This is a genomic window from Holophagaceae bacterium, assembly GCA_016720465.1.
Taxonomy (GTDB): Bacteria; Acidobacteriota; Holophagae; order Holophagales; family Holophagaceae; genus JANXPB01.
Genome location: JADKKO010000001.1, coordinates 105,660 through 122,855, shown reverse-complemented (window position 1 = coordinate 122,855; position 17,196 = coordinate 105,660). Strand labels below are relative to the sequence as shown.

Genomic DNA, 17,196 nt, shown 5'->3' with positions numbered 1-17,196 from the left:
GTTCACCTCTCGATGATTTCATTTCAGGGACTGGGGTCTGGCCTGGTCGTTCGCAAAGGTCGGTGTATGCAGTTTGGAGTCCAGACCGCGGAACCCCCACGATCCCACGATGAAAAACACCACGCACATGGTCGCAGCGGTTTCCCGCACCAGGAATTCTCCTTCGCCCGAAGCGCATCGGATGGCCACGGAAAGCGCCCCCAGGGCCAGCACCAGCGTTGCCAGGCGCAGGGATCCAAGCATGGGTGCGATGGCGCTTTGAAGTTCCGCACCCCCCAGGCGGATCACGCTCACCGCGAAAAAAGCGATGGCCGCCAACCCGAGGGCCGCGGCCAGGACGGCGCCGATGCGGCGGATGCGGGTGGCGCTGACGCCTGCCACGTAGACGGGCTGGAGCAATCCCGCCAGCAGCAGCGCCACGAACGGATAGGCCAAAAGCGGATCGGTTCCCCGCGTCCCATCTCCCCAGAGGCAAGTAGAAAATGGAACCAGGAACGCGAGCATCAGGAAGCGGACGAGAGGCGCTTTGTGGGCGCCGCTGCCTCTCAGGAAAAGGATCAGAGCCGGCAGCAGCAGCACCCATGGGAACAGGTCCCGCGCCAGGTATTCAGCGTAGACCCAGCCGGATTGAATCCTTGAAAAGGCGTGCAGCACCGAGGAAACGTCTGGAACCGGAACAAGGTTCCAGGCATATCCCACGACCCCCTGGATGAAAAGAATGGGCAGCCCCCAATTCATCAGGGTTTCTTTCAGGGCCTTCCAATCAGCTTGCCAGGCTAGGAAGAGGAGAAGCAGCAGCGCCGAAAAAAGAAGCGGTTGCGGTCCTTTGAGCAGAATGGCGAGGCCGAACCAGACCTGCGACCAGGCGAACCAGCGCCGGTGCTCATTCTGGGTGCCATCGGCGAGCCGGCGCAGCAGAAGATAGCCGGCCAGCCAACAGAGCCAGCTCCCGGCGAGCAGGGCGGAATACAGCAGGTCCACCTGGATGGCCTGCGATTGCCAGAACCACAGCGGTGTGGAACAGAGCACCAGCGTCGCCAGGCCAGCCACATCACTTTGGAGAAAGCGGGACGCCCACCGTCGGAAAAAATGAAGAAACAGGATGGAGCCCACCACAGAAGGAAGGCGCAAGGCCCAGGTCGGAAAACTTGAAATTGATCCGCTGCCGAGCGGTCCGGCCAGTCCCGCCGAAGCTTTTATCAGCCAGAGGTACAGGATGGATGGACCACCGGAGGCCTGGGGGGGCCGATTTCCCCAAGCCGGAAGGTCATGGATCAGGTCCGGGATTCGAAGTTCCTCGGTCCCCCACAAGCCCCGGCTGGACATTACGGCGAGCAGCAACATCGCATACAGGATGACGATGCGGTGCTTTCGCACCCACTCCCCCATCCGCTGTCCCGGAACCGGCGTTTCGCGGTGCTCGGAAAATTCATCAAATTCATCCATCCACCCAGTGTCACCCGGCACCCCCGCCGGGCAAAGCGCATACTCGATGGGAAGCGGAGGCCCCATGCGCACCTTCATCATCTGCACCCTGCTCGCCATGCTGCCCTGCGCCGCCCAGGGCGCCAAGGAGCAGATCAAATCGGATTTCAAGCAGGCTGGAAAGGACCTGGCCGAAGCGGGAAAGAAGGTCGGACGGACCGCCAAGGAAGGCGGGAAAAAGGTCGGCCAGGCGGCGAAAGAAAGTGGCAGCTCCATCGGCAAGGCCGCAAAAAAGACAGGAAAAGCCGTCGGCAAGGGCGCGAAAAAAGCAGGCCAGGACATCGCGAAAGGCGCCAGGGAAGCCGGCCAGGGCGTGAAGAAGGCCTTGAAGGAAAAGTAGGCCTGGAATGACGGGTCCTATTTGAAGCGGGCCAGCACCATCCCCGGATTACGCCCAAGCTCCTGCCACTCCGCCCTGTGCGCCTCGGGCAATCGGCCCCAATCCTCCCGGTGGGCCAGGACCAACACCGGCCGCGATGGATCCTCTGACCTCATCCGCTGGGCGACCGCACCCAGTTGCAGGGGATCCTCCATGAACCACCGATCCTGCTCGGCCTGGGCCAGCTGTCTTTTGCCGAATCCCAATTCCCCCGTGCCCGCCACCACCACGCAACGCTGATGAGTGTGGAAGGGAAGGCCCTGGAAGTAGACACCGAAACTGATCCACTGGGCATTCGAAGGAGCGCGATGGATCAGGGGAGCCGCGTCCTTGCCCGCGCTGGCCACTTTATCCGACACGAAGACCAGCGCGAGCATGCAACCGCCCAGGGCGGCCATCCAGCGGGGCGCGGTCAGGTGCTTGGGGAACAGGGCAAACAGCCCCACCAGCCCGAACGCGGCGCCCAGTCCGGCCACCCAGCCGTGGGCCTGGTTGAGTTCCTTGGCGAAGGCGAATCCGCCGATCAGAAAGATGGCGCCCAGCACGAACAGCTCGATGGCGATCCGCTTCAGGCTGCGGAATTCCTCCCCCTTTTCCTCGAAGGTGCAGCCCAGGGCCAGCATCGGCACCACCACCGGCAGGATGTAGGGGGGAAGCTTGGAGCCCGACACGCTGAAGAAGAATAGTGGCCAGGCGAACGCCATCAGCATCGTCGCGACGGTCCAACGGTTCAACGCGCCTTCAATGCCCTGTGGACCTGTGCTCCGGCGCACGAAGGCAATGCCCCGCTTGAGCCCGACGATGCTGTGGCTGAGCCAGGGCAGCATCCCCACCGCCAGGATTCCCAGGAAGTAGAACTTGTCCAGGAAGGGATTGTCCGAGCCCTGCCGCGCGTGCTCGTGGGTGAGGAACCGTGTGAAGTGCTCATGGATGAAGAAGAATTGCGAATGCCCCGGATTGGCCTGGTTGACGAAGTAGAACCAGGGCGCAGTCAAGGCGAAGAAGAGCAGCCAGCCGAGGGGGTTGAACCCCATCATCAGCACCGCTCTTCGAAGCTTCGGATCCCTCCAAGCGAAGGGCAGCGATAATCCCAAGATCCCGACCAGCAGCACCAGCGCGACGGGCCCCTTGGTGAGCACCGCGGCCGACAAGGCGATGTAGGTCAGCAGCGTCCAGCCGGTCGGGGGTTCCTGGCGAAACCGGGCCGCCACCGCCTCCAACGCGGCAGTGAGCCCCAGGACCATGAAGGAGGAGAAGAGCGCGTCCAGCGTCAGCAGTTGGCCGCACACGAAGGTGAGGAGGACCGTGGCGGTCATCACCAGGGCCCAGATGGGTCCGCGGGCGCCCAGGCGCCGGGCCAGGCGCCAGGCGCACCACATCAGGATCAGCCAGGCCAGCGCCAGCGGAAGCCGGGCCGCCGCCGCATTCAATCCGAAGAGCTTCATGGATGCCGCGGAAATCCAGTATTGCAGCGGCGGTTTTTCGAAATACAGCACGCCGTTGAGGGTTGGCGTAAGCCAATCCCCGGAAGCCAGCATTTCCCTGGGAATTTCCGCGTAGCGGCCCTCATCGGGTTCCCACATCGGCCGCATGAACAGCGGCAGCAGCCCCAGGATGGCCCAGAGCAGCAGGTAGGTAGTGCGGTCACGCTTCGTCATGGTGGCTGTCTCGGGTCCTGGGTCTTGGATCTTGAGGTCCGCAGGACGCATAAGGAGTCCCAGGGATCCGGGGCTTTGGACTCAGGCCTCCTCCTCCACCTGCTCCATGGCTTCGTACTCTTTCAGGAAGAAGTCGAGGCTCTTGGCCAGGGCCTCCTTCATGCTGACTTTGGGATCGAACCCGAAGGCGTCCTGCATCCGCTGGATGCTGGGTGTCCGCGTCAGCACATCCTGGTAGCCCTTCCCGTAGAAGGTTCCGCTGTTGGTCTCCACCAACCCGGACAAAGGGATATTGCGCTTGATGCGCTCGGGGTGGACCCGCCACAGCTCCAGCAGCATCTCCGCCACCTCGCGGACGCTGTGGTCGAGTTTGGGATTGCCGATGTTGAAGATGTGGCCGTCGGCCTTCCCGCCCTCATTTTTCAGCACCATCATCAGTCCGTCCATGGCGTCTTCCACGTCGATGAAACACCGGCGCTGCGCGCCGCCATCCACCAGCTGCAGCGGTTCGCCCTGGATCAGGTTCCACACGAACTGGGTCACCAGCCGGGAACTGCCTTCCTTCGCTGTGTTGAGGCTGTCCAGCTTGGGGCCCATCCAATTGAAAGGCCGGATCAGGGTGAATTTCAGACCATCCCGCTGGCCATAGCCCCAGATCACGCGGTCCAGCAGCTGCTTGCTGGTGGAATAGATCCAGCGCTGCATGGGGATGGGGCCGGTCACCAGTGGAGAGGTCTCCTCGTCGAAGGCCGCGTCCGGGCACATGCCATAGACTTCCGAAGTGCTCGGGAACACCACGCGCTTCTTGTACTTCACGCATTGGCGCACGATACGGAGGTTCTCCTCGAAATCCAGCTCGAAAACCCGCAGCGGATCCTGGACATAGATTTTCGGCGTCGCGATGGCTACCAGGGGCAGCACCACGTCGCATTTCTTCACGTGGTACTCGATCCATTCCTTTGAAATCGTGATGTCGCCTTCCACGAAATGGAAGCGGTCATGGCCCAGATGTTCCGTGACCTTGTGGGTGCCGAGATCCATCCCGAACACCTCCCAGTTGGTATCGCGCAAGATGCGTCCCACCAAATGGGAACCGATGAATCCGTTGACACCGAGGATGAGGACTTTCATGCACGCTCCAGGCCAAACCATTGAGTCTACCAGCGGTGCGCCACAAAGGCAGTCCTAGAACCACAAAGACACTGAGACCACAAAGATTTCGAGAATTAAAAGAACAAAATATTGACCACAAAGACCCAAAGACACGAAGAAAAGCAAAGATGAGGTTCAGAACCAAATCCCCAATGCCTGGCTCAGTTCGTCCATGCGGTGCCGACGGATGGGGATGCGGCTGTTGGGCTGTACTAGATCATCGTCGGAGCTCAGTTATCGAAGCACTCCAATGCGCACCAGCGCGTTGCAGTGAACCCCGCGCGGCTACCTGGATCCCCACAAGGCTCCACCTTTTTCTTTGTGTCTTTGTGTCTTTGTGGTCCAGCTTTTCGCTTTGTGGTCAGACCCGGCACACGACTTTCCCGAATCCCTGCCCCGCCGCAAGATGCCGCTGGGCCTCGGGATAGTCCGCAAGATCAAAAACACGATCAATGACGGGTCGGAATGGCGGATTGGTGGGATTGCGCTGCACCAGATCCAGCAAGGTCCATAAATGTTCGCGGCGGCCCATGTAGGAACCAAAAAAGGTGAGTTGTTTTGCAAAGAGGGTTCGCAGATCCAGGGTGATCTCCCGGCCCGTGGTAGCCCCGCAGGTGACGATGCGGCCCCCGCGCGCAACGACGGAGACGCTGGTCTCCCAGCTCGCCGCGCCGGTGTGCTCGAAGACCAGGTCCACGCCGCGTTTCTGGGTCAGATCCTTGACCTTCTTCGCCACATCCTGGATGCCGCGGACGATGACGTGTTCGGCTCCCAGTTCCCAGCACTTCACGGCCTTCATCTGGTCGCCGACCACCGCGATGGGGCGGCCGCCGAGGAACTTCACCAGCTGGATGGCCGCGCTGCCCACGCCGCTGCCGCCGCCCCACACCAGGACCGATTCACCGGGCCTGAGCTTCGCCTTGTGCACCAGCATTTCCCAGGCGGTGAGAAACACCAGGGGGAAGGCCGCCGCCTGTTCGAAATCCCAGTTGCCCGGAATGGGCAGCAGGTTGGCCGCGGGCGCCAGCACATGGGTGGACGCTGTGCCGTCGCAGGCGTGGCCCATCACTTTATAGTCGCGGCAGAGCATGTCATCGCCGCGCAGGCAGGCCGCGCAGACGCCGCAGGAGAGCCCGGGCGCGATCATCGCGCTGCCGTGCAGTTCCACGCCCGGCGGCAAGGCCGTGTTCTCCCCGACGGCCGCCACGGTCCCCGCGCCATCGCTGCCAGGCGTCAGCGGCAGCGCCAATGGGTAGCCCTTCAGCCCGACCGTGGTCCACAGATCCAGATGGTTGAGCGCCATGGCCCTCAGCTCGAGCCTCACCCAGCCGGGCTTTGGATCTCGAGGCTCGAAGGCCTCTCGCGCCACTGAACCGGCGGGACCGTGCTCCTTCACGCGGAAACGATAGGGGCTGCTCATGCGGATCTCCATTCCCGTTGAATCGGCTTGATTATCCCAGCAGGGCCCAATCAGGGAATCCGCGCGCCATCATTCCGATTTGAGCGAGCGGTTCATGAGCCGCCCGACGGCTTCCCGGGGATTGGCGCCATCCAACAGACGCGCCACCTCTTCGGCGATGGGGAGTTCCACGCCCCATTGCCGCCCCAACGCCAGCGCAGCTTTGGTGGTGCTCGCGCCTTCCATCACCTGGCCACCCATCAGATCCTGGGCTTCTTCCAGGGTTCTGCCTTCCGCGAGATAAGCGCCCAGGCGCCGGTTGCGGCTTTGGGGCCCCGTGGCCGTGAGCAGCAGGTCCCCCATGCCCGCCAGGCCCATGACCGTGTCGGGGCCGCCGCCCATGGCCGCCACGAGCCTTGAGATCTCGGCGAGGCCGCGGGTGATGAGGGCGGCCCGCGCGTTATGCCCAAGGCCGAGGTTCTCCACCAGGCCGGCGGCGATGGCCAGGACATTCTTCAGGGCACCGCAGAGTTCGACCCCGACGACATCGCGGCTCAGGTAGATCCGCAGATGCTCGGTGGCCAGTTCATGCTGAAGGGCCACGGCACGCGCCTCGCTTACGCTCATAGGCAGGGCCATGACCATGGCGGAGGGCAGATTCCTCGCGACTTCATCCGCGAAGGTCGGACCCGAAAGCACCCCCACCGGCCTATCCAGCAGAGGTTCCAGCGCTTCTGCCAGGCGCTGATGGCCCTGGGCCAGGATGCCCTTGCTGGTGTGCAGCAGCAGGTCCGGCGCCTGGGCGCCCCAATCCGGCGCCTGGGCTCGCAGCGCGGCCCAGGCGGCGGGGCTGGCCTGGGTGGCGATGCTGGAAATCCACAGCCGGGCGGTGAAGGCTTCGGCGGGATCGGACATGGGATGGAGGTTCTGGGGGAGTTCGATGCCGTTCAGCCGCGGATGGCGCCGGGTCGTGACCAGTGCTTCCATTTTGGAAGGGGTATGCCCCCATAGCGCCACCTGATGCCCAGCGCGGGCCCACGCGATGGCCAGGGCCGTGCCCCACACGCCGGCCCCGAAGACCGCGATATCGGGACGGCTAGGCATGGGTTCCATCTTCGGGCGCGGGACCCCAGAGTTTGGATTCGGTGCCCGCCTGCAGCCGGCGGATGTTCTCATGGTGCTTGGCGATGACCAGGACCGCGATGGAGGTCCAGGCCATCAGGTAGGGCGCATGTTCGCCGAGGGCGCGGAAGCCGCCGTAGGGCCCGCTGAGGGCCAGCAGCACCACCTCGAGGGGGAGCATCAGCGCCGCCAGGATGCTGCCCAGGCTCACATGGCGCGTGAGCCAGAGGGCCGCCACGAAGAAGGCGAGCGGCAGGGCGCCCAGCCGCCAATGCACCGCCAGGACGATCCCGAAGGCCGTCGCCACGCCCTTGCCGCCCTTGAATCGGAGCAGGGGCGAGAAAACATGGCCCGCCACCGCTCCGAACCCGATCCATGGAAGGAAGGATTCTGCGATTCCGGCTTTGCGGGCCAAGAACACAGGCACGATCCCCTTCGCCACATCCAGCAACAGCACCAGGATCCCGGCACCCTTCCCCGCCACCCGGCTGACATTCGTGGCGCCGATGTTGCCGCTGCCCTTGGAGCGCACATCGCCCTGCCCCAGCAGCTTCACCACGATCAATCCGAACGGAATGCTCCCGCAGAGGAAGGCGCCCAGGCACCAGAGCCCAAGCTGAAACGGAACAGGCAGAAATGGTTGGGGCGATTCCATCGGATCACCTTAACAGAGGTGCGGAGAGCATCGTCCGCCGGAGCAGATCCAGCGCCCAGGCTGCGCTGCGAAGCTGGATATCGACGCGGTCGCCGGGAACGATGAAGGTGCGCGTTTCTTCGCCCCATGGCCCCGCCACAGCCAGGGCGCAGTCGCCCAACGGACGGTCCTTGCCTCCCGCATCGAGCGTGGGACCTGCATTGCCGGTGATGCCGAGGCCCCACGTGGCGCCACATTTTCCACGGATGCCCTTGGCGAGCGCCAAGGCCGTCGGTCCGCCGACGGTTCCATGCTCCTGGAGGAAAGCCGGATCCAAACCTGCCAAGGCGATCTTGGCCGCCGCGCTGTAGACCACCGCGCCACCCGTGAAAGCTTCGCTGCAGCCCGGGATGGCCGTGAGCCTGGAAGCCACCAAGCCTCCGCTCATGCTCTCGGCCACCGCCAAGGTTTCGCCCCGCGCCTTCAACGCGTCCAACACCACGCTTTCCAGGTCGCCGCTCCCGATGCAGGCCAGGTCCTGTCCCAGCTCCGGCACCAGTTCCTCGCGCGCCGCTTCCAAAGCCATGGAATCGCCGCTCCGCAAGACGAGCTCCACCTGGGTGAGGCCCGCGAGGATGGTCCATTCCAGGTGCGGATGGCGGTCGCGGATGGCCTCGGTGCGCTGATCCAGGGTGCTTTCAGGCACGCCGCAAACCACCAGGCGGAGGGTGTGCGTGGCCGCGCCCGCCAGGGGTTTCAGCACGGGCTCCACATGGTCCATCCACATGCGTTTCATCTCCCGGGGCACGCCCGGCAGCATGAAGATGAGCTTGCCGTTCCTCTCCCAGAAAACCCCCGGCGCAGTGCCAAGCGGATTGCCCAGGGGTTTCGCCCCAGCGGGGAACAGCACCTGCTTGAAATTCGAGGGCGGGGGCACCCGGTTCCTTTGCGCGTACCAGGCCAGCAGGTCCGACCGGCACCCGGCATCCTCGACCAGTTCCACGCCGAAGGCGTCCGCCCACACCTCCTTGGTGAAATCGTCGAAGGTGGGGCCCAGGCCGCCGGTGCAGATGATTGCATCGCTGCGCCGGAAGGCCTCTTCGCAGAGTTCCGCCAGATCCTCCCGGTGGTCTCCCACGGCCGTTTTCCGGTGGAGCCCGAGGCCCATGCCAGCCAGCCGTTCGGCGATCCAGACCGAATTGGTGTCCAGCCGCTTCGTGGTGAGCAGTTCCGAGCCGATGGCGATGCATTCGATCCGCACTGGCGCTCCATCAGAAACAAGGGATAAAGAAACAAGATTAGCCGTGGGCGTAGTAGCTTGGAAAAATGATCATCCCTGATATCGACGATCTGGTATTGGACCACGACGACGAGACGGCCATCGAGGAGTTGGGCCGCCGTGTGCTGAGCCGCGGGCCGTGGACCACCGTGGCCTTTTTCGTCAAAACCCGCAACGGTCCCGAAGCCCCGTGGGAAGGGCCTTTCCTGTGGCTGCACCGCTACCAGAAGGTTGCGCAGGGTTACAAGCTCGTGAGCCGCTTCCACACCACCGAAAAAGGCCAGTTGGACGCTCTATTGGATGCGCTGCGGGGCTGGGGGCTATGAGCTTTGAGCTATGAGCTTTGAGCTATGAGCTTTGAGCTTTGAGCTATGAGCTTTGAGCATTGAGCATTGAGCATTGAGCATTGAGCATTGAGCTATGAGCTTTTGCTTTGTTGTTCCAAGGTGCGCCGAAGGCGCAGCCACATTTGCTCATGGCTCATGGCTCATAGCTCAAAGCTCCGAACTGGTTCCTCACCCGAAATATTCCCGGTCGATCCACCGGGCCAGCCACAGGCCGAAGCCGCTCGCCACCATGGAAAGCACCACCGCCGTAGTGATCCCCACGAATTCCCCGAGCCACCAGCCGGCCCATCCGGCGAGGGTCATGAGCAGCAGGCTGAGGATCCCTTTCACTGTTCACCCCTGTGCGATGAGGCGAACTTGAGACTTGGGACTTCAGACTCGGGATTCAAAATCCCATCACCTTCATGGTGTTCGTGCTGCCGCTCTTCCAGAGCGGCAGCCCCATGGTCATCACGATCTGGTCGCCCGGATTCAGTTCGTGCTGAGCCAGAAGCAATTCACGCAGGGCTTCAACCATGGCATCGGTGCTCTCCACCCGCGGAATAATGAGGGCCTTCACGCCCCGCAGCAGGCCCATGCACCGGGCCGTGGCAATGTCCGTGGTGGCGCCCAGCACCGATATCTTGCCCGCGAGGCGCGAAACCATGCGGGCGCTTCCGCCGCCTTCGGTGAAGGCGACGATCCAGCGGGCCTGGATTTCCTCGGCGGTCCGGCAGGCGGAAAAAGCCACGGACACATCGGCCCGGCCATGGATTTTCGTGGCCAGTTCCCGCTGGATGGAATCGGTGCCGCGCTGCTGCTGCGCATCGGCTTCCAGCGCGATCCGCGCGAGCCACTGGACCGCTTCCACGGGGTAGTTGCCCATGGCGCTTTCGGCGCTCAGCATCACCGCGTCCGTGCCATCCCAGATCGCGTTCGCCACATCGCTGGCTTCGGCCCGGGTGGGTTGGGGGTTGGAGATCATGGATTCGAGCATCTGCGTCGCGGTGATGACGGGCTTCAAGGCCCTGCGCGCCGCGCGGATGATGCGTTTTTGAAGCCCCGGGACGCACTCCACGCCGAGTTCCACGCCCAGGTCCCCGCGGGCCACCATCACTCCCCAGGAAACTTCGAGGATCTCTTCGAGGTGGGCCAGGGCCAGGGGATGTTCAATCTTGGCGATGACGGGCTGCGAGCCGCCGTGCTGCTTGATGCGCTCCTGCAACTGGCGGACATCCTGGGCGCCGCGCACGAAGCTCTGGGCGAACAGATCCACCCCGTGGCCCACGCCCCATTCGATGTCCGCAAGGTCCTTCTCGGTGAGGGGATTCATCGCCACGTCGAGGCCCACGGGATGGATGCCCTTCCTCGCTTTCAGGAGGCCGCCGACCAGCACTCGCGCCGTCACCCGGCCCGCGCCGGACTCCACCACTTCGAGCTTCAGCGCGCCGTCATCCAGCAGCCAGATCTGGCCGGGTTTGGCAGCTTCGAAAAGTTCCGGATGGGGAAGCGGCGCGGTCCACGCGAATCCCCCTGGGACGGGCGTTCCGGGGGGGACCAGGATGCCCACGCTGCCCACGTCCAGCCGCGCCGGTTCATCGAGCAGGCCGATGCGCCATTTGGGGCCTTGGAGGTCCAGAAACACCGGAATGTGGCGGCCCAGTTCCAGGCTCAAGGCGCGGATGTCCGACAGGACTTCAGCCCTGGAAACAGGATCGCCATGGCTGGCGTTGAGGCGCACCGCATCAGCTTCCAATAAAATTTCCCTCAGCTTTGCGGAATCCTGAAGCGCCGGGCCCATGGTGATGACGATCTTGGTTTTGCGCATGGAGTAGGCCTTTCAATCCACAAGTATTCCACATGGTTTTCCACAATGCAGGACTTCGGACCCGTTCGAATCCGTCAAATCGGGCTTTGCATCGTCTTGGAAGCGGTGCTACAACCTTGGACTCGTCTGAATCTGGAGTACTGGCATGCGTGAGCAGCTGCGGAGCCTCGTGGCAGAAATGGTGCGTAGGGGCATTCCCCTCGAGATGGCCAAGCGCGAATTCGAGCGGACCTACCTTGAGGAGGTCCTCAACTCCCACCAGGGCAACCAGAGCGCGGCAGCGCGGCACCTCGGCATCCACCGGAACACTTTTTCAAAAAAGCTCGAAGCGCCCCCGGTGCGGCTCCGCCGCGTGGTCCTGGCGAGCTGAGCCGCGGACGCCGGCTGCATCCTGCCGTCGAGTGGAGTAGGCTGGTAGGCCTCGGGTCTGGAGGCTGAAATGAAGAAGCTCGCCATCAATGGGCTCGGCCGGATCGGCCGCTTGGTCCTGCGCATGCTGGTGAAGGATCCCCATGTGCAGGTGGTCGCGGTGAACGACCTCACCGACGCGGCCACCCTGGCGCATCTCATGAAGCACGATTCCGTGCACGGCACTGCGGATTTCGCCGTGGCTGCCGACGGCGACTTCCTTGTGCTGGATGGAAAGCGCATCCGCGTGTATGCGGAGAAGGATCCGCAGAACCTGCCCTTCGGCACCCTCGGCGCGCAGGTGGTGCTGGAATGCACGGGCCTCTTCACCAAGAAAAAAACAGCCTCGGCCCATATCCAAGGCAGCGTCAGCCACGTCATCATCAGCGCGCCCGCGGACGACGCCGATCGCACGGTGGTGATGGGCATCAACGAAGCGGAGATGGACCTCGCGAAGGAGACGGTGCTGTCGAACGCCAGTTGCACGACCAACTGCCTGGCGCCGATGGTCCAGGTGCTGGACCAGGCGTTCGGGATCGAATTCGGACTGATGACCACCATCCACAGCTACACCAATGATCAGCGCATCCTCGACCTCCCCCACAAGGACCTGCGCCGGGCCCGGGCGGCGGCTCTGTCCATGATTCCCACCAGCACCGGGGCCGCGAAGGCCATCGGGCTGGTGATGCCCCACCTCAAGGGCAAACTGGATGGCGTGGCGATCCGGGTCCCGACGGCCGACGTGAGCCTCACGGACCTCACCGCGACCCTCAAGACCGAAGCCTCCAAGGACGCCGTCAACGCGGCTTTCAAGAAAGCCAGCCTCGAAGGCCCGCTCGCGCCCTACCTGGAGTACCTGGAGGAAGAGCTCGTGAGCGTGGACCTCGTCGGCTGCCCGGCGAGCTGCAGCTTCGATCCCTACCTCACCAAGGCGCTCGGTCCCCGCATGGTCAAGGTCTTCGGCTGGTACGACAACGAATGGGGCTACTCCGCGCGGCTCGTGGATCTCTGCCTGCACGTGCTGGGGAAGCTTTGACCTCTAAGACCCCGATCCACCCATGATTGGAGTCAACGGCCTGGGACGCATCGGGCGGATCCTGGTGCAACGCTTGGCGGCGGAGGCGCCGCAGCGCCTCTGCGCGCTGAACGACCCGGCGGATCTGCAGACCCTGGTCCATCTGCTGCGCCATGATTCCGTCCACCGCCCCAGTCCGATGGTGGTCACGGGGGAGAAGCGGAGTGGCCGCGATTGGCTTCGTGTGGCCGACCTGGAACTTCCCCTCTTCCATGAACCAGATCCAGGAAGCATCCCTTTCGAAAGCTGCGGCGCCACCCTGGTGGTGGAAGCGTCGGGCCGTTTCACGGGACGGGACGCCGCGGCGAGGCACCTCCGGGGCAGCGTGGAGCACGTCATCATCTCAGCTCCGGGCAAGGACGCGGACATCACCATCATCGCCCCGGTCAATTTCGACGCCCTGGACCTCTCACAGCACCGGATCATCAGCAATGCCAGTTGCACCGCCCACGCCACGGCGCCGATGCTGCGGGTTCTGGAGGAAGCTTTCGGAATCGAAGCCGCCGGCATGAGTACGGTCCACGTGGTCACCAACGACCAGCGCCTCGCCGACGCGCCCCACAAGGACCTGCGCCGGGCCCGCCATGCGTTCCTGAGCATCATTCCCACGACATCGTCGGCCTTCGGCGCCCTGCACAAGGCCCTGCCGGGCCTGCCGCCCGGCTTCAGCGGCTCCGCCCTGCGGGTGCCGACCCTCAGCGTGAACCTGGTGGACATCACGGCCACCCTCAAGCGCGACGTGGATGCGGCAGCCGTGAACCAGGCCTTCCTGGACGCGGCGGCGGCGCTCCGCTGGCGCGGCATCCTGGACCTCGCCGAGCCGGAATGCGTGAGCCGCGATTTCATCGGCCGCACCGAGAGCGTCGTGATGGATCTCCAACTCACCCGCGTGCTCGGCAACCGCTTCGTGAAAGTCTGCGGCTGGCATGACAACGAGACAGGCTATGCGGAACGGCTGGCAGAATTGGTGCTGACAATGGAAATCGAAGAAACCACAAATGAAGAACACGGAAGAAAATAATGCGCGAGTGTGACCAAGCCGTGACACATGCTTGCTCGGAAATGCGTAAGTTGAGTCCATTCCCAAGGCTTGATCATGAACGCAACCCTTATCCAGCGTTCCATGCAAACAGTGATCGTGGCAGCCATACTGCTGTTAGTTGGCGTATGGAGCATCTTCCTGCCTGGGCTCACCCACGCCTACTCGGTGGTGCTTCATTCCCCGGATGAAATTCCACTCTTGCCGGGAGAGAGACTTCCAACACGCAATGTATCCGAGCCAGAGTCCATCAGGCTTCCTACCTCGTTCGTGGACCAGACCTTTGCGAATCCACCGGCCTCATGGCGGTCATTGTCTGATTCAGACAAAGCTAAGCGGATCCAATGGCTGTCTGTGCAGGCTGGAGCCACCGAGAACAGCTTGAGACGCTTCCTAAATCATAAGCCCAGTGGCTTAATCGCTGAAGATCGGGAGCGGCTATTACGTCAATTGAACGACCAGGCTCTGACCAGGTTGGACGATGCCTTCGACCCGCCGATGAACTGCCTTGGCCCGACCCGCGAGGAAATATCAATGACTAAGAAAGCTCGACATCAAGCCTGGGTAGGCCTTTGGGTTGTGCTTGGCGGGACCACACTCTTAGGTATGCTGCAAACCCGAAGGTGGAAAAAAGCCCACCGGATGTTGGGTGAAAAATATGGCATGTGAACACGGGTGGACAGAACTCCCGTTTTATGTCTGGAAACCGAAGCACTTCTGCCTCAATCCGCAAAGCTCCAGACCCGCACATCGCTGAGCCTCTCCAGCACCGCGCGGACCACATCCGGCGCGGGCTCTCCGTAGGTTCGGACCCGCGCTTCCCCTCCAGGTCCGAGGTGGACTACATGGACGGAGGCGACGCCCTCGAAGGTTGGATGATGGGCCAGCGGGCGGGCCAGGGATTCCAGATCGAGGGTGTCCAGCCACTTGTCCGGCATGGGCGCGGTCCGGGCGCCTGGCACCAGGGCGCCCACCTCGCGCGGTTGGAGCAGCACTAGATGCGGTTTGCCCTCCCGCGCCCCGAACCAGCTCAGGAAGGGCGGCAGGGAACCGAATCCGATGCCCCCTTTGCGCGCCTCGGGCCAGGCCCGCAGATCCCGGACCTCGAACTGGTCCGCCACCTCCATGGCAAGCCTGGCCAAGTCCGGCTGGGGTGGAAGGATCCAGGGTTCGACCCGCAATTCAACCATGACTGGACTCGCAGGGACTGGCCGGATTTCGCATCCAGGTGGGTTTTCGCATGGCTGTTTCGAGGATCCAATTGCATCAAACCATGGATGTCCCGGAGGCCGCGAAGAAATACTTCGGGCGCCACTGTGTCCATTACGGCGAATTTTTCAGTCCAGATATCTTGTCGCGACGGCTTAGACTTCGGGGATGCCGATTCCAAATGCTGCAGAGCGAAGGCCCGTGATCGCCACCGGCCAGCAGATCGGCGCCGGGTGGACGCCTGCGTTGTCTGTGGCCAAGGCTCTGGCGGCCTTGGCGGAAGCCAGGCGCCTGGGTGCGGAGGCGGTCTATTGGATGGCGGATGAGGACCACGACCGGGCCGAGGTGGCGGCGACAGTGGGGCTCGGGAACGGCCGCTTGGCGCATCACCGCTTCCGCTTCGAAGCCCCAGACGGGACGGCCACCGGTTGGCTGCCCTGGGGCGCATCCCAGCAACGCGACGCGGAATCATGGTGGGGCGACGTGCCGGACTCCGCTAGCCAGACCTTGCGGGGCCACGCCTTGAGCCTCGGCGGACCGCTCTGGCGCCTGGGCCTCAGGCCGTTTTCTCCAACGGATCCTTCGGTGCGGGAGCCCATCCAACCGGAACTGGAGCGGTGGCGCAGCCTCGATCTGGATCACGCCCTATTGGGGCAGGCCGAGCGGCTGGAGCGCGAAGGCGCGCCGCTGCCCCTGGATCCAAGGCAGCAGGCGGCCTGGTTTTCCCTGGATCCGCGGACAGGCCGGCGCCGGCGCCTGGAACGTCATGAAGCTTGTCCCAAGGACCATTGGCTCAGCCCAGGCGCGGCCCTGCGGCCCCTGATGCAATCCCTGCTGCTGCCCGTGGAGGCCGCCGTGCTGGGACCTTCGGAACGGGCCTACTGGCGCTTGACCGAACCTCTGTGGGAGCAGGTGGGACTTCCGGCGCCACGCATCATCGCCAGGCCCTCGGTGTTCGTGCTGCCCAAAGGCTGCGGCCTGAAGGCGGAGCGCCTTTCAGATCTGGAGGCGCTGCGGGACGGCCAATGGCAGACCTTCGCAAGCCCGGAAGGGGCGCTCCCATCCCATCAAATCGAGGAGATGCCACCAGACCCCGGGTGGGGAGCCGTCCTCGGTGCTCGTTTCACCAAGGAGCTGCAGCGCACGCGTCACCGCATGGAACGATTGGACCGGCGGTGGATGCGGGACCTTGCGGCACAGCAGTTCAACATGGATCCCGAACGATTGAGGCAGGTGCTCTTTCCATTCGGGAAGGCCCAGGAACGGGTGCTGCCGGGGCTTTTCTGGCTTCGGGATGAAAAGCTCCTCAACCGCATGCTGGAAGCCATGGATGGCAACCGAAGCCTGGTCCTGGTGGAGGAAACATGAACGATGGCCTTGATCTGCTCGTCATCGGCGCGCACCCAGAGCCTGCCCCACCCCGCGCTGGCTGCCCCCCCGCCTGCCCCCCCGCCCCCGCCGGAGGACCGCCCCGGAGGCCTTGATCTGCTCGTCATCGGCGCGCACCCAGACGACGCCGAGGTGCATGTCGGCGGACTGCTGGCGCTGGCTTCGCGGCGGGGACTCCGGGCCGGAATCCTGGATCTCACCGAGGGCGATCTGGGCACGCGGGGCGATGCGGGAACCCGAAGCCGGGAGGCTGCCGCCTCGGCCAAGATCCTCGGCGTCGAGCGGTTTTGCCTGGGCTTCCCGGACGGGCGGTTCACCGAGGAAGAGGGCTACCGCCTCCCCTTGATGGAAAAGCTGAGGGAACTCCGGCCAGAGGTTCTCGTCCTTCCGGCGCCCGGGGACCGCCATCCGGACCATCGCCGAGCCCACCGGCTGAGCCGCGAGGCAGCCTATTACGCAGGATTGAAAAACTATCCCTGCCAAGGCCTGCCCTGGCGGCCGAAAGCCGTTGCCTGGATGGCCGGGGAAATGCCCGGCCCGCCGGATCTGGTGTTCGATGTCAGCGAAGTCTGGACTGCCCGGATGGCGGCCTTCGACGCATTCGGCAGCCAGTTTTCGCCGGCCCCGGATGCCCCCACCCGCATCGCCCATCCGGCCTTCCGGCGCGGCGTGGAGGGGAGGGCCATGCATTTCGCTTCCTTCCTCCTCTGCGAGTGGGCCGAAGCCCTCTGGTGCGAAAAGCCCGTGCCCCAAGCTCTGCTGAGCCTGCTCGAGCGATTGAAGTGATCCGAAGGCGCACCACCGGGACTCTCCC

At 63.9% G+C, this 17,196-nt stretch carries 18 protein-coding genes; 8 read left to right on the top strand and 10 right to left on the bottom strand.

What is annotated here, in order from left to right; all coding sequences use genetic code 11:
* Positions 1-18: 18 nt before the first annotated feature.
* On the bottom strand, positions 19-1,512 hold the full coding sequence (locus IPQ13_00530) for a glycosyltransferase family 39 protein (protein MBL0209394.1): 1,494 nt from the start codon (positions 1,510-1,512) through the stop codon (positions 19-21).
* Between IPQ13_00530 and IPQ13_00525 the strand changes: the two genes are divergently transcribed.
* Positions 1,511-1,825: a hypothetical protein gene (locus IPQ13_00525; protein ID MBL0209393.1), complete on the top strand. Its 315-nt coding sequence runs from the start codon at positions 1,511-1,513 to the stop codon at positions 1,823-1,825. The genes IPQ13_00530 and IPQ13_00525 overlap by 2 nt on opposite strands.
* Positions 1,826-1,842: 17 nt before the next feature.
* Here the strand turns inward: IPQ13_00525 and IPQ13_00520 are convergent, their stop codons facing one another.
* From IPQ13_00520 to IPQ13_00495, 6 genes are all read right to left on the bottom strand, one after another.
* Positions 1,843-3,522: a glycosyltransferase family 39 protein gene (locus IPQ13_00520; protein ID MBL0209392.1), complete on the bottom strand. Its 1,680-nt coding sequence runs from the start codon at positions 3,520-3,522 to the stop codon at positions 1,843-1,845.
* A gap of 81 nt (positions 3,523-3,603) precedes the next feature.
* Positions 3,604-4,653: a bifunctional UDP-4-keto-pentose/UDP-xylose synthase gene (locus IPQ13_00515; GenBank protein MBL0209391.1), complete on the bottom strand. Its 1,050-nt coding sequence runs from the start codon at positions 4,651-4,653 to the stop codon at positions 3,604-3,606.
* A 382-nt stretch (positions 4,654-5,035) separates the two neighbouring features.
* The gene (locus tag IPQ13_00510; protein MBL0209390.1) at positions 5,036-6,094 is read right to left on the bottom strand and encodes a zinc-binding dehydrogenase; all 1,059 of its coding nucleotides are present in this window, start codon (positions 6,092-6,094) and stop codon (positions 5,036-5,038) included.
* A gap of 69 nt (positions 6,095-6,163) precedes the next feature.
* Positions 6,164-7,177: an NAD(P)-dependent glycerol-3-phosphate dehydrogenase gene (locus IPQ13_00505; GenBank protein MBL0209389.1), complete on the bottom strand. Its 1,014-nt coding sequence runs from the start codon at positions 7,175-7,177 to the stop codon at positions 6,164-6,166.
* Positions 7,170-7,850, bottom strand: a complete 681-nt coding sequence (gene plsY, locus IPQ13_00500) for a glycerol-3-phosphate 1-O-acyltransferase PlsY (protein MBL0209388.1) — start codon at positions 7,848-7,850, stop codon at positions 7,170-7,172. The genes IPQ13_00505 and plsY overlap by 8 nt, the downstream gene beginning before the upstream one ends.
* Positions 7,851-7,854: 4 nt before the next feature.
* Complete coding sequence (locus IPQ13_00495) at positions 7,855-9,090, bottom strand: CinA family nicotinamide mononucleotide deamidase-related protein (protein MBL0209387.1); 1,236 nt, start codon at positions 9,088-9,090, stop codon at positions 7,855-7,857.
* Positions 9,091-9,155: 65 nt separating this feature from the next.
* Here IPQ13_00495 and IPQ13_00490 point away from each other — a divergent pair, with 65 nt between their 5' ends.
* A complete protein-coding gene (locus tag IPQ13_00490) occupies positions 9,156-9,434 on the top strand; it encodes a hypothetical protein (GenBank protein ID MBL0209386.1) in 279 nt (92 codons plus the stop codon).
* Between the two features lie 189 nt (positions 9,435-9,623).
* Here the strand turns inward: IPQ13_00490 and IPQ13_00485 are convergent, their stop codons facing one another.
* Both IPQ13_00485 and pyk read right to left on the bottom strand, forming a co-directional pair.
* Entirely contained in the window at positions 9,624-9,785 is a 162-nt protein-coding gene (locus IPQ13_00485) for a hypothetical protein (GenBank protein MBL0209385.1), read from the bottom strand.
* A gap of 55 nt (positions 9,786-9,840) precedes the next feature.
* Positions 9,841-11,262, bottom strand: a complete 1,422-nt coding sequence (pyk, locus tag IPQ13_00480) for a pyruvate kinase (protein MBL0209384.1) — start codon at positions 11,260-11,262, stop codon at positions 9,841-9,843.
* A gap of 145 nt (positions 11,263-11,407) precedes the next feature.
* Between pyk and IPQ13_00475 the strand changes: the two genes are divergently transcribed.
* The 4 genes from IPQ13_00475 (at position 11,408) to IPQ13_00460 (ending at position 14,453) form a co-directional block, all read left to right on the top strand.
* Complete coding sequence (locus IPQ13_00475) at positions 11,408-11,632, top strand: histidine kinase (protein MBL0209383.1); 225 nt, start codon at positions 11,408-11,410, stop codon at positions 11,630-11,632.
* A gap of 69 nt (positions 11,633-11,701) precedes the next feature.
* On the top strand, positions 11,702-12,706 hold the full coding sequence (gene gap, locus IPQ13_00470; GenBank protein ID MBL0209382.1) for a type I glyceraldehyde-3-phosphate dehydrogenase: 1,005 nt from the start codon (positions 11,702-11,704) through the stop codon (positions 12,704-12,706).
* Between the two features lie 22 nt (positions 12,707-12,728).
* A complete protein-coding gene (locus IPQ13_00465) occupies positions 12,729-13,766 on the top strand; it encodes a type I glyceraldehyde-3-phosphate dehydrogenase (GenBank protein MBL0209381.1) in 1,038 nt (345 codons plus the stop codon).
* Between the two features lie 75 nt (positions 13,767-13,841).
* Complete coding sequence (locus IPQ13_00460) at positions 13,842-14,453, top strand: hypothetical protein (protein ID MBL0209380.1); 612 nt, start codon at positions 13,842-13,844, stop codon at positions 14,451-14,453.
* Positions 14,454-14,506: 53 nt separating this feature from the next.
* Here the strand turns inward: IPQ13_00460 and IPQ13_00455 are convergent, their stop codons facing one another.
* Positions 14,507-14,974 carry a hypothetical protein gene (locus tag IPQ13_00455; protein MBL0209379.1) on the bottom strand — a complete coding sequence of 156 codons (468 nt, stop codon included), beginning with the start codon at positions 14,972-14,974 and terminating at the stop codon, positions 14,507-14,509.
* 220 nt (positions 14,975-15,194) lie between these two features.
* Here IPQ13_00455 and bshC point away from each other — a divergent pair, with 220 nt between their 5' ends.
* Both bshC and bshB1 read left to right on the top strand, forming a co-directional pair.
* Complete coding sequence (gene bshC, locus IPQ13_00450) at positions 15,195-16,361, top strand: bacillithiol biosynthesis BshC (protein ID MBL0209378.1); 1,167 nt, start codon at positions 15,195-15,197, stop codon at positions 16,359-16,361.
* 3 nt (positions 16,362-16,364) lie between these two features.
* Entirely contained in the window at positions 16,365-17,168 is an 804-nt protein-coding gene (bshB1, locus tag IPQ13_00445) for a bacillithiol biosynthesis deacetylase BshB1 (GenBank protein ID MBL0209377.1), read from the top strand.
* Positions 17,169-17,196: the final 28 nt, after the last annotated feature.

Excerpts from the sequence above, each read along its gene's own strand:
- IPQ13_00465 (MBL0209381.1), top strand. The coding sequence starts at position 12,729 with ATGATTGGAGTCAACGGCCTGGGACGCATCGGGCGGATCCTGGTGCAA.
- pyk (MBL0209384.1), bottom strand. The coding sequence starts at position 11,262 with ATGCGCAAAACCAAGATCGTCATCACCATGGGCCCGGCGCTTCAGGAT.
- IPQ13_00525 (MBL0209393.1), top strand. The coding sequence starts at position 1,511 with ATGCGCACCTTCATCATCTGCACCCTGCTCGCCATGCTGCCCTGCGCC.
- IPQ13_00505 (MBL0209389.1), bottom strand. The coding sequence starts at position 7,177 with ATGCCTAGCCGTCCCGATATCGCGGTCTTCGGGGCCGGCGTGTGGGGC.
- IPQ13_00475 (MBL0209383.1), top strand. The coding sequence starts at position 11,408 with ATGCGTGAGCAGCTGCGGAGCCTCGTGGCAGAAATGGTGCGTAGGGGC.
- IPQ13_00455 (MBL0209379.1), bottom strand. The coding sequence starts at position 14,974 with ATGGTTGAATTGCGGGTCGAACCCTGGATCCTTCCACCCCAGCCGGAC.
- plsY (MBL0209388.1), bottom strand. The coding sequence starts at position 7,850 with ATGGAATCGCCCCAACCATTTCTGCCTGTTCCGTTTCAGCTTGGGCTC.
- IPQ13_00530 (MBL0209394.1), bottom strand. The coding sequence starts at position 1,512 with ATGGGGCCTCCGCTTCCCATCGAGTATGCGCTTTGCCCGGCGGGGGTG.
- gap (MBL0209382.1), top strand. The coding sequence starts at position 11,702 with ATGAAGAAGCTCGCCATCAATGGGCTCGGCCGGATCGGCCGCTTGGTC.
- IPQ13_00460 (MBL0209380.1), top strand. The coding sequence starts at position 13,842 with ATGAACGCAACCCTTATCCAGCGTTCCATGCAAACAGTGATCGTGGCA.
- bshB1 (MBL0209377.1), top strand. The coding sequence starts at position 16,365 with ATGGCCTTGATCTGCTCGTCATCGGCGCGCACCCAGAGCCTGCCCCAC.
- IPQ13_00490 (MBL0209386.1), top strand. The coding sequence starts at position 9,156 with ATGATCATCCCTGATATCGACGATCTGGTATTGGACCACGACGACGAG.
- IPQ13_00515 (MBL0209391.1), bottom strand. The coding sequence starts at position 4,653 with ATGAAAGTCCTCATCCTCGGTGTCAACGGATTCATCGGTTCCCATTTG.
- IPQ13_00520 (MBL0209392.1), bottom strand. The coding sequence starts at position 3,522 with ATGACGAAGCGTGACCGCACTACCTACCTGCTGCTCTGGGCCATCCTG.
- IPQ13_00510 (MBL0209390.1), bottom strand. The coding sequence starts at position 6,094 with ATGAGCAGCCCCTATCGTTTCCGCGTGAAGGAGCACGGTCCCGCCGGT.